Source organism: Candidatus Afararchaeum irisae (assembly GCA_034190545.1).
Lineage (GTDB): Archaea > Halobacteriota > Halobacteria > Halobacteriales > Afararchaeaceae > Afararchaeum > Afararchaeum irisae.
In genome coordinates this window covers 1-10,055 of sequence record JAXIOF010000009.1, presented here as the reverse complement: position 1 = coordinate 10,055, position 10,055 = coordinate 1, and the positions used below count along the sequence as shown (strand labels likewise).

Below are 10,055 nucleotides of genomic sequence, written 5' to 3'. Positions count from 1 at the left end.
ATAGTTCCCATCCCGTTGACTGCGACCTCGACCATAAGTATAGGCGTATAACCAGACGGTGATGTATAAGCTTAACCCCGGATGGGTTTAACATGCCAAAAAATCCGTGGTCTAGGACGAATCTTTAAGTGAGATTCGCCGTAGTCTACGTATGGTGTCGAGAAAGCCGACTGTCTTCGGAGGCGGAAGGGGTCTCGTCCTCGCCTACGACCACGGACTCGAACACGGCCCGACCGACTTCAGTCAGGTTCCCGAGAGCGCGAACCCGAGATACGTCTTCGAGATAGCCGAACACGAGAACGTAACTTCGCTCGCGGTTCAGAAGGGTCTCGCTGAGACCTACGGAGACGAGTACGACGTCAGCCTCCTCGTGAAGCTGAACGGAAAGACGGGTCTCACACAGACGGAGCCTTACTCGCCGAAGAACTGTACCGTCGAGTACGCAGTCGGTTCGCTGGATGCTGACGCGGTTGGCTACACCCTCTACCCGGGCTCGAACCACGAGTCGGAGATGTTCGAGGAGTTCAGGGAGGTTCAGGAATCGGCGCGCGAACACGGGGTTCCTGTCGTAGTCTGGTCGTATCCTCGGGGTCAGCCCGTGAAAGACGACAGTTCTACTGAGATAGTCTCGTACGCAGCGCGCGTGGGTCTCGAACTCGGAGCCGACGCCGTCAAGGTCAAATACCCGGGGTCGAGAGAGGGGATGGAGAGGGTCGTCTCGGTGTCGGGTGAGACGAAGGTGGTGATGAGCGGAGGCTCGAAGAGGGGGAGCTTCCTCGAAGACGTCGAGAACGTGGTCGAAGCGGGTGGCGACGGAGTCGCTGTGGGACGCAACGTATTCCAGCGCGAGAACCCCGAGGAGTTCCTCGATGAACTCGGGGATGTGCTCTTCGGCTGAGATGAACCGAACCGGCGACAGATATAGGTGTCTCGAACCGTATCTGGGGTCATGGGTACTGGTAGATATCCCCGAAAAGCCAGGACTGCGCGTATCAAATGTATAAGCTGTAACGCTCCGGTGACACAGACAGTAGAGGGGAGCTACGTCTGTGTCGACTGTGGCGAGTCACGCGTGGAGACCTGACACGTGAGAACGCGAGAGGAGATATGATGACGGATCTCAAGCCCTACGATATGTACCTCTGGAGTCCCGAGAGAAAGGAGTACGCCGACGCCGAGGTTCCGGATGACATAGACTGTCTCTTCTGTGCCCAGTCGGAGGACGACAGCCGTGTGACTAAGATAGCAGTCTTCGAGGACGACTTTCTGATGGTAGTTCTAAACATATTCCCGTACAACACGGGTCATCTCATGGTCGTCCCCCGGAGACATCTCAACTCCTTAGCCGAGCTCGAAGACGAGGAGAGGAACAGGCTCTTCTCGATGGTTCAGAGTGTCGAGACGCTCCAGAACGAGGTGATGGAGCCCGCGGGGATAGACATAGGTATAAACATAGGAGAGGCAGCGGGGGAGTCGGTTCCCCATCTACACGTCCAGGCTGTGCCTATATACGAGAAAGACAGGGGGTTCATGGAGACAGCACTCGACAGTAAGGTCATGACTGAGTCACTCGAGGAGACACGTCAGAGGTACGTCGAGAGAAGGGAGATACTTGAGGACTACTGGGGAGACGAAGACAGCTGATACTCGATCTCAGACGTGAATGCCCCTGCTGAGGTGATGTCTCCCATACCCACGGTTCTGACCGGGTTCGGGTGTATCAGAGTCGGAACCACGGCTACCTTCTTATCCCCGACCCTCGCAGTGCCGTCTTCCTCGAAGCCTTCGACATGCATGCTCTCGCCGAGACGTCTCATCTCGTCGAGACTGTCCGAGAGTATCTCCTTGTCATTCTCGTTGTCGCTGTCGTCGGCGGCGTCGGGGCTGAAGCCGTCTATGTACTCCGAGTCGGGTATACGTCCTTCTTCGGCGACACCGAGTGACGAGACACAGCCGTAGAGAGCCGAGTCCCTTATACGTTCGAGTGGCACCGGATACTCCTCGTCTGCGACGATCACCTGGTGTTGGTAGGTATGGAGATGGAGCCTCTCTATCCCGAGTGAGTCGGATACCTCACGTGCGTACTCGACGCTGTCTTCGAGGCTCATATCGCCGTATACCTCTATGCCGTGTGACATGAGTATCTCCCTCATCTCGGTCGTGTCTACTCCGAGGCTGTCGACCTCGGGGAGTATCTTCTCTATGACGAGGCTCGCGGTCTCGTCGTCCTTGTGGACGTACTCGGTGTGAACCGGAATCTCGATCTGCCTGAGCTGTGACGCGGCTTTCTCTATCTTCTGCTTAGGCCTCTCGGAGACGTCGTGGAAAGCCGAAAGAAGAGCACAGTCACCGAGTTCGTCTATGTGTCCCTCGACTGGCTCGGGGAAGTAGGGGTCGAAGCCCTCGGCGTATCCCGAGAGTATGAGTCTGCCTGACCTGTCGGTCTTGAACTCGAATATGTGGTTCCTCTTCGTAGTCTGAGTGTTCGAACAGTCTCCGACTGGTCTGAGACGGAGTTCACCGTCTTCTTCGACGGGAAATACGATGCCGTCGTCGAGTATACTCGCTATCTCGGGTGACAGGACGGGGCTGTAGAAGACTACACCGTTCCGTGTCTGTGAGAGGTACTTCGACATTATACCTCCCTGTCCTCCTATGTGTTCGTCACCCTCGATGTCGAGTTCGAATCCGAGACTGACCTCGTGGTTCTCACCCTCGTCGACGCAGTACCGAACCGACGACCTGAGATCCTCGTAGTCCTCGACTCTCGAAACGAGCCTGGGATCGGCGTCGGAGACGTCGAGGTCGGTCTCCTCTATGTAATGTATGACGTCTATGTTGACGTTGAAGCCGACTACTGCGTCAGTCTTCTCGTCTACGAGACGGGTGCTCTTTCTGTACTTAGTCTTCCATCCGTCTTCGAGTGAGTCTGAGTTCATCCTATCACTGTGTTCTTAGGTCTGTCTCACGGCTCGACTCGAGAATCTCAGCTTCGCCGTCTTCGAGTCTGAGGTCGAAGGTGTCGTCCCCGACGCGTTTTCGTCTTCTGACCCAGTCTCGCTCGGTAACGGGATCGACTCTGACTGTCGGCTTCTCGGAGTCTGCGTCGACCTCTATACCGAGGAGATGTCTGTCGATCACGTGTACGAAGAGACCCGCACTCCACGCCTGTTCGGAACAGCCTATCATCTCTCCCGTCTCGGAGTCGACCGTCTCGGGGAGAGCACCGGGCTGGTCTCTGGGTAGGAGGCTTGCGGTCTTCCTGAGTAGACTTACCCCCTCCTCGTACCTGCCGTAACGCAGGTTAGCACCCGCTACCCAGCACGAAGTCAGACCCCATGTGCTTCCCGTGTGGTATCCTCTCGGGTCGTAGTCGGGGTCGTCCGACGGAGACGTCGTCGCGCCGAAGTCGGAGACGAAGACGTCTTGGAGCCGGTCGAGTAGGTCGTCCGCCCTCGTCTCGTCGACCTGTCCGAAGAAGAGAGGCACAGAGACGTTTACAGTCGTGTCTCGGTCGAGTAGGTCTTCGAGACCACGTCTGAGTTGGTCTCGCCTCGGGTCGTCGGCTGACTCGGCTGCACGGAGCCAGAGAGACTGTACCTCGACAGCGGTCTCTCTTCCGACCGTGTCCATCCACGTCGCCGAGGATGAGTGTTCGACTACTCCGTCGGTGAGACGTCGGTCGAGAGCTCCGAAGACGGCGTCGGACGCCTCGTTTATTTCGGGGGTCAGACGTCCCGAGTGTCGTCTGAGCTTGTCGGCGGCGATCACAAACAGGGGATCGGTGTCGGCTCTCTCGGTGGTCTCAGGACTCCCCTCCATCGTGATCTTAGAGGGTATAACCGTGCCCGTCGTCATGGTCTCGTCACGGCTACGAGCGAACCGGTCGAGTATCTCGCGGCTGAGGTCGAAGTAGCCAGTCTCTATGAGACCCAGGAGGCTCCAGAATGTATCACGTCCCCAGAAGCTCTGGAACCAGGGATGTCCGGCTACCATACCGTATCCGTCCCTGTAATAGACGAGGTTCTTGAGACTCTCGACACACGACACGAAGGGGCTGCCGAGTTCGCCATCGCCGTCGACACCGTGGTCTATGGCGTCGTGTGCCCATGACGACGTCTCGGGTACACGGAACGAGAACCCGAAGGATGTGTTCGTATGTGGTTCGAGTTCGTCGTGGACGGCGAGATGGGTTACACGGCATCTCTGTTGGTCGCCGGGGTGATGTGTCTTCGATCCCCTGTCCTCTACGTCGAACTCGACGCCGGAGTTGGCTTCGACTCTGAGGCTCGGTAAGCCGTCTCCGCCTCCGTCTCCGTCTCTGTCTTCTCCCGCCGAGACAGTAAATCCGCCGGAGCCGTCGGTACTGACGGAGTAGTTCTCGAGCTGGCTTAGGTCGTCGCCCTTACTCCGTATGTCGACGCCTGTCTCCAGACCTACAGTTACCGACTTCGTACCCCGAGTGGTATTCTCGACGCCGAGCCTGAGGTCGAAGCCGTTGGTTCCGTACTCCAGACTTATCTTCTCGTCGACCTCGAAGGAGTCAGTAGTGTGTCTGAAGACATACCGTGTGTTGGAGTAGCCGACCTCATCGACAGTCTCCGAGTCGAGCCAGACTCCGTTTAGACTCAGACCGAAGTAATCGAGTATCTTGTACGGAGGAACCCAGTAGCCGCACCATTTCGTCCTGAAGCCGGTGTCGAGGAACCGTCTCAGAAAGCCGTGGTGGTTCGAGGCGTTCCCGACGTGGTCGGACAGACCGTCGTCACGTCCGAGGAAGGTCTCCATTATTAACTAAGAAGATACTACGGTTTCAGGTTTATAAATCCATACCCCCATTAGACATTTATCTAAATTCGAGGGCAAGACCCCTTCCTCAAGGAATCCGCGAAGCGGATGAGTAGGGAGGGGATACGCCCGACAAACCCAAAGCCCACAAGATATAAATACTATTCTAACATATATTTTCATGTCAGACGTGGAAATACCTTCAACCTCTAAAGCAGACGGCAACAACCATCCGGTTCTTGTCGTTTTGCCATGTTTGACAGGTAAGCTCAACCTCCCGAACAAGCCGTTTGGGAAAGAGAGTCTAGAGCGGGCTGTGGACGCCCCACAGCGAATAAGCCTCTCTGACCTTGAATCTGGTCAGACTCTGAAGGAAACTTCGCTGGAAGCCCCGCCCTCAACGAGCGAGCCCACCAGGGCAAGCGAGTAGGGCGGGGTAGTTCACATCTACGGTATATCTGAGTAATACGGTGCATCCAGACAACCTCATCGAGGTATCCTTCGAGATAGCCAACAAGGTAGGAGGTATACATCAGGTTCTGAAGTCGAAGGCTCGGAAGATGAGGGAGTACTACGGGAGTAGCTACGTTACGGTGGGTTTCTACAACGAGGAGAGCTTCCGTAACGAGTTTGCGACGAGACACGAGGCGGAACACGACCACGCCGAGGTCATCCGTAGGCTCGACGCCGAGGGGATAGACTGCTACACCGGGGTCTGGAACGTCCCAGGTTCTCCGAGATGTATACTCGTCGACGCGTCGGAAGCCGAGATACAGACCGACGAGATAAAGAAGGAGATGTGGGAGAGACACGGCATAGACTCCCTCGGCACGGGAGGCGACTACGACGAGCCCCTGAGATGGGGTTATGCGGTCGGACGTCTTCTCGAGGAGCTACAGGACGCTCTCTCGGGAACCACTGTAGTACACGGTCACGAGTGGATGTCGGGACCTGCTGTTCTAAAGAGTTCGATGCCCACGGTATTCACCACACACGCCACAGTTCTCGGCAGGGCTCTCTCGAACTCCGACTACAGCCTGGTCGAAGCGGTAGAGGAGGGGAACGTGGACGAGTCGCTCGCGTCGGAGTACGGAGTAAAGCCGAAACACGAGATGGAGAAGGTCACAGCACGTGAGGCAGACGTCTTCACGACCGTCAGCGAGAACACGGGAAGGGAGACACAGGCGGTACTGGGGGTCGAACCCGACATGATACTCCCCAACGGGCTCGACATGCGTGACTACCCACATCTAGGTGACCTGTCCTACCGTCACCAGACAGAGAAGAAACAGGTCGAGAACTTCCTGCGCGCCTACTTCGAGCCCTACTACAACATAGACGTAGAGGAGAACCCGAAGATTCTGTTCACGTCGGGTCGTTACGAGTTCCGGAACAAGGGTCTCGACGTACTTATACGTGCCCTGGGTGAGGTAAACCGGGAGGAAGGTGACGAGGTCTTCGTCTTCATACTCGTCCCGGGCGACGTCGAACAGCAGAAGATGGAGGTTCTGGAGAACTTCTCGCTCTACAGGGAGTTAGAGGACTACGTCGACGAGGTGATGCCGAAGATACAGACGACGATTATAAACTCGTTGACGTCGGGCTACGACGTCTTGGAGAGACTCGACGAGGCTCTCTACGAGGACTCATCGGCTCTTCTCTCGCTCAAACGCAACTTCAGGGCGAAGGAGAACGAAAACCCGCCTCTGTGTGCATTCGACCTCAGGTACCCCGAGGAGAACGACGAGGTTCTGAGTGCTCTGAGGGAGAACGGTCTGAGAAACAGGGAGACAGACAGGGTAAAGGTCGTCTTCTATCCGACCTATCTCTCGGTCGGCGACCGTCTCCTCTCGATGGAGTACGACGACTTCGTGATAGCCTCGAGCGCGGGTATCTTCCCGAGCTACTACGAGCCGTGGGGGTATACCCCAGTCGAGACCGCGGCAAACGGCTCTCTGTCTGTGACGACGGACATGTCGGGATTCGGACAGTTCATACTTGAGAACACCGACGCGGAGGAGAGAGAGGGGATAAGGATCATAAGACGGAGGGACAAGTCGGACGAAGAGGTCGTCTTAGTCCTCGCCGACATAATCGAGGAGTTCGTGGGCTACTCCGAGAGCGAGATAGCCGAGAGGAAACACAACTCCAGAAAGATAGCTCAGCTGACTTCGTGGGACGAACTCGGTCAGTACTACAGACAGGCACACGGGATGGCTCTGGGGGAGGAATGAGACTTCTCTATCTCGTGCGTAGAGTGGGAGACGGCGACGGGGTGACACGTCATCTCAGACAGATGGTGGAGAGGGTCTTAGACAGAGGCGGAGAGGTGAGTCTTATCTCGTCGGGATCAGGGGAGGATCCCGGTCTGAGGGGTATAGACCAACGGACTGTGACGACCTACTTCGAGGGAAACACGGTCTACGACGACACCGTGATACTCAACAACGAGTTCAAGAGAGCCGCACGTGAGATGGGCGAAAGACACGGCTTCGACCTCGTACATGCACACGACTGGACGACTGTCGCCGCAGGAGTCGTCGTCTCTAAGAGGTTCGACGTACCTCTCGTGGTGAGCTACGAGTCGACAGAGAACGAGAGAGGCTTCGGGGACTCCAACTCCTCGATGATCTCACACCTCGAATGGGAGGGTGGCTTCGAGTCGTCTCACATACTCGCTCTCGGAGAAAACACACGTGACTCGCTCGTCCACGACCTCGGGGTTCCGAGGGAGAAGATAAGAGACATAGACACGTCGAGAGACTGCTGGACAGACGAGGTAATCGCTCTTTACGAGAGTCTACTTTCTATATAACTGCTGATTAACTACTTGTTTCAGCGTTAAGTATATAACAGACCGGCGGTTATGGGAGTTGGATGAGACCACTCTTCGTGACCTGGGAGTATCCGCCACGGAAGGTAGGCGGAATCGCGGAACACTGTGAGGGTCTCGCGACCGCCCTGAGCTCGCGCGGTCACGACCCCGTCGTAGTCAGCTATGGAGACGGAGGGAGAGAGACGAGAGACGGCGTCGAGATACACCGCGTTTCCCCCCTCCGACTCGGCGACACTCGAGTGGTCGATGCGTCTGGGTCACGAGATGGAGAAGAAAGCCATCGAGATCTACGACGAAGACGGCTTCGACCTCGTACACGCACACGACTGGATGGCGATCCCCGGCGCGACGGGCATAAAGAAGTCACTCGACGTTCCGATGGTGTTTACTATCCACTCGACACAGAGGGGAAGAGACGGTGTCGAGTCGGACTACCAGAGGGCGATACGTGACCTCGAATGGCTCGGGACATACGAGACTTCGGAGGTCATAGCCGTCGGCAAGGAGTTCTCGGAGGAGGTTAGACACACATACGACGTTCCGGAAGAGAAGCTGAGCTACATACCCAACGGCGTTGACACAGAGAAGTTCGACTCCCACAGGTACAGTCTCAACAGACGGAGTTATGCCCTCGACTGGGAGGAGATAGTCCTCTTCGTCGGAAGGATGTACCCACAGAAAGGCGTACGTTACCTCATAGAGGCTATGCCGCGGATTCTCAGAGGCTTCGAGGACGCCAAGTTCGTGATGGTGGGAAGCGGAGCCACGGAGTACTACAGGGGGATGGCTAGAGACCTCGTGGGGGAGAAGGTCTACTTCCCGGGGTATGTCTCCGACGACGAACTCGTGTCCCTCATGAAGGCTGCGAGGGTCACAGTGATGCCTTCGGTGTACGAGCCCTTCGGGATAGTTCCTCTCGAATCCGCGGCGTCTTACACCCCGACTGTCGGAAGCTACGTCGGAGGCATAAAGGAGACTGTCGTCCACGAGTACACGGGACTACACTCGTACCCCGAGAACCCGGGCTCTATAGCGTATCAGGTCGAACGCGTTCTCAACGACCCTAACTGGTCCGAGTGGCTGGGTCAGAGAGCGAGGGAGAGGGCAGAGGAGAAGTTCAGATGGGAACGTATAGCCCGGCTCACCGAGGACGTCTATGACTCCGCCATTAACTGAGACGACCGTTGGTTTCACGGAAAGTTATTTACAGTCGTAGTTATATTACCCAGTTGTATGACTGAGTTTAACGGCTTCGCCGACGCCACAGAGGCAGAGGTCACGAGAGCGATAGGAAAGGAATGGTCAGATGAGTTCCTCGACTTCACCGAGAGCGACGTCATAGTACTCGGGGGTGGACCCTCGGGTCTCACGGCAGCGAAGGAGCTCTCGGAGAGGGGTGTCAAGACGATGGTTGTCGAGAAGAACAACTACCTCGGAGGAGGCTTCTGGCTCGGCGGCTTCCTCATGAACAAGGTCACCGTGAGGAGTCCCGCCGAGGAGATACTCGACGAGATAGACGTCGACTACGACGAGTCGGACGAGGCGGACGGTCTCTACGTCGCAAACGGACCCCACGCGTGTTCGGCTCTCATAAAGTCGACGTGTGACGCGGGGGCGAAGATACAGAACATGACCGAGTTCACTGACGTAGTCGTGAGAGACGGACACCGAGTCTCGGGGATAGTCATGAACTGGACCCCCGTCCACGCACTCCCGAGAGAGATAACGTGTGTCGACCCCGTCGCAGTCGAGTCTAAGCTCGTGATAGACGCGACGGGTCACGAGGCGATGGCGGTCAAGAAGTTAGAGGAGAGAGGTGCTCTCGAAATACCGGGTGCTGGAGACTCAGACATGGACGCTACCGAGGACGAGGAGTACGGCGCTCCTGGACACGACTCGCCGGGTCATGGCTCGATGTGGGTCGGAGAGTCGGAGGACGCAGTCGTAGAGAAGACGGGTCTCGTCCATCCCGGTCTCATAGCCACGGGAATGGCGACCGCGACAGCACACGGTCTCCCGAGGATGGGTCCGACATTCGGCGCTATGCTCCTCTCGGGGAAGAAGGCGGCACAGGTCGCACTCGACGAGCTAGGAGTCGACGCGCCGTCTGTGGATATGTCGGTCGATCCGGCTCCCGCCGACGACTGATCCAGCTTTCTCGTTTGGTTCCGGACGCCGGATGACTTATACGGAACCGGCGTTAATCCAAGAGACGAATGAGCCGAGAAGTTACCGTCTCCGAGGTTCTCGACAGGATTCCCGTGGGGAGGTTCCACAGACGTCTTCTGGGGATCTGTGGGAGCGCGTGGGCGTTCGACGGAATGGAGGTCATACTAATCAGTTTCACGCTCCCTGTCCTGAGTAACGCGTGGGGTCTCACGGATATATTCGAGGGTCTACTCGGAAGCGCGAGCCTGATGGGAATGATCGC

11 protein-coding genes are annotated in these 10,055 nt (G+C 56.9%); 9 read left to right on the top strand and 2 right to left on the bottom strand.

The window, feature by feature from the left end:
* The first annotated feature begins 151 nt into the window (after nucleotides 1–151).
* Genes SV253_01240 through SV253_01230 form a run of 3 tightly spaced genes read left to right on the top strand, consistent with a single transcriptional unit; the run spans nucleotide 152 to nucleotide 1,644 of the window.
* A complete protein-coding gene (locus tag SV253_01240) occupies nucleotides 152–898 on the top strand; it encodes an aldolase (GenBank protein ID MDY6774708.1) in 747 nt (248 codons plus the stop codon).
* A 51-nt stretch (nucleotides 899–949) separates the two neighbouring features.
* On the top strand, nucleotides 950–1,084 hold the full coding sequence (locus tag SV253_01235; protein MDY6774707.1) for a hypothetical protein: 135 nt from the start codon (nucleotides 950–952) through the stop codon (nucleotides 1,082–1,084).
* Between the two features lie 26 nt (nucleotides 1,085–1,110).
* Nucleotides 1,111–1,644, top strand: coding sequence for an HIT domain-containing protein (locus SV253_01230; GenBank protein ID MDY6774706.1), 534 nt, complete (start codon nucleotides 1,111–1,113; stop codon nucleotides 1,642–1,644).
* Here SV253_01230 and SV253_01225 read toward each other — a convergent pair.
* Together SV253_01225 and SV253_01220 are read right to left on the bottom strand one after the other, a co-directional pair.
* A complete protein-coding gene (locus SV253_01225; protein MDY6774705.1) occupies nucleotides 1,620–2,939 on the bottom strand; it encodes an ADP-dependent glucokinase/phosphofructokinase in 1,320 nt (439 codons plus the stop codon). The two genes, SV253_01230 and SV253_01225, sit on opposite strands and share 25 nt — an antisense overlap.
* A gap of 4 nt (nucleotides 2,940–2,943) precedes the next feature.
* On the bottom strand, nucleotides 2,944–4,788 hold the full coding sequence (locus SV253_01220; GenBank protein MDY6774704.1) for an amylo-alpha-1,6-glucosidase: 1,845 nt from the start codon (nucleotides 4,786–4,788) through the stop codon (nucleotides 2,944–2,946).
* Between the two features lie 181 nt (nucleotides 4,789–4,969).
* On the opposite strand from SV253_01220, the gene SV253_01215 reads away from it, so the two are divergent.
* From SV253_01215 to SV253_01190, 6 genes are all read left to right on the top strand, one after another.
* Nucleotides 4,970–5,218, top strand: coding sequence for a hypothetical protein (locus tag SV253_01215; GenBank protein ID MDY6774703.1), 249 nt, complete (start codon nucleotides 4,970–4,972; stop codon nucleotides 5,216–5,218).
* Nucleotides 5,219–5,258: 40 nt separating this feature from the next.
* Nucleotides 5,259–7,022 (top strand): glycogen/starch synthase, encoded by a 1,764-nt coding sequence (locus tag SV253_01210; GenBank protein ID MDY6774702.1) that lies wholly within the window; start codon nucleotides 5,259–5,261, stop codon nucleotides 7,020–7,022.
* A complete protein-coding gene (locus SV253_01205) occupies nucleotides 7,019–7,603 on the top strand; it encodes a glycosyltransferase family 4 protein (protein MDY6774701.1) in 585 nt (194 codons plus the stop codon). The genes SV253_01210 and SV253_01205 overlap by 4 nt, the downstream gene beginning before the upstream one ends.
* A 183-nt stretch (nucleotides 7,604–7,786) precedes the next feature.
* Nucleotides 7,787–8,800, top strand: a complete 1,014-nt coding sequence (locus SV253_01200) for a glycosyltransferase family 4 protein (GenBank protein ID MDY6774700.1) — start codon at nucleotides 7,787–7,789, stop codon at nucleotides 8,798–8,800.
* Nucleotides 8,801–8,857: 57 nt separating this feature from the next.
* Nucleotides 8,858–9,772, top strand: coding sequence for a sulfide-dependent adenosine diphosphate thiazole synthase (locus SV253_01195; GenBank protein MDY6774699.1), 915 nt, complete (start codon nucleotides 8,858–8,860; stop codon nucleotides 9,770–9,772).
* A 68-nt stretch (nucleotides 9,773–9,840) separates the two neighbouring features.
* On the top strand, nucleotides 9,841–10,055 hold a 215-nt coding region (locus tag SV253_01190), incomplete at its 3' end, for an MFS transporter (protein MDY6774698.1).

What these genes read in the sequence shown, in the direction of transcription:
- SV253_01240 (MDY6774708.1), top strand. Translation starts at nt 152, where the DNA reads ATGGTGTCGAGAAAGCCGACTGTCTTCGGAGGCGGAAGGGGTCTCGTC.
- SV253_01235 (MDY6774707.1), top strand. Translation starts at nt 950, where the DNA reads ATGGGTACTGGTAGATATCCCCGAAAAGCCAGGACTGCGCGTATCAAA.
- SV253_01230 (MDY6774706.1), top strand. Translation starts at nt 1,111, where the DNA reads ATGACGGATCTCAAGCCCTACGATATGTACCTCTGGAGTCCCGAGAGA.
- SV253_01225 (MDY6774705.1), bottom strand. Translation starts at nt 2,939, where the DNA reads ATGAACTCAGACTCACTCGAAGACGGATGGAAGACTAAGTACAGAAAG.
- SV253_01220 (MDY6774704.1), bottom strand. Translation starts at nt 4,788, where the DNA reads ATGGAGACCTTCCTCGGACGTGACGACGGTCTGTCCGACCACGTCGGG.
- SV253_01215 (MDY6774703.1), top strand. Translation starts at nt 4,970, where the DNA reads ATGTCAGACGTGGAAATACCTTCAACCTCTAAAGCAGACGGCAACAAC.
- SV253_01205 (MDY6774701.1), top strand. Translation starts at nt 7,019, where the DNA reads ATGAGACTTCTCTATCTCGTGCGTAGAGTGGGAGACGGCGACGGGGTG.
- SV253_01200 (MDY6774700.1), top strand. Translation starts at nt 7,787, where the DNA reads ATGGAGACGGAGGGAGAGAGACGAGAGACGGCGTCGAGATACACCGCG.
- SV253_01195 (MDY6774699.1), top strand. Translation starts at nt 8,858, where the DNA reads ATGACTGAGTTTAACGGCTTCGCCGACGCCACAGAGGCAGAGGTCACG.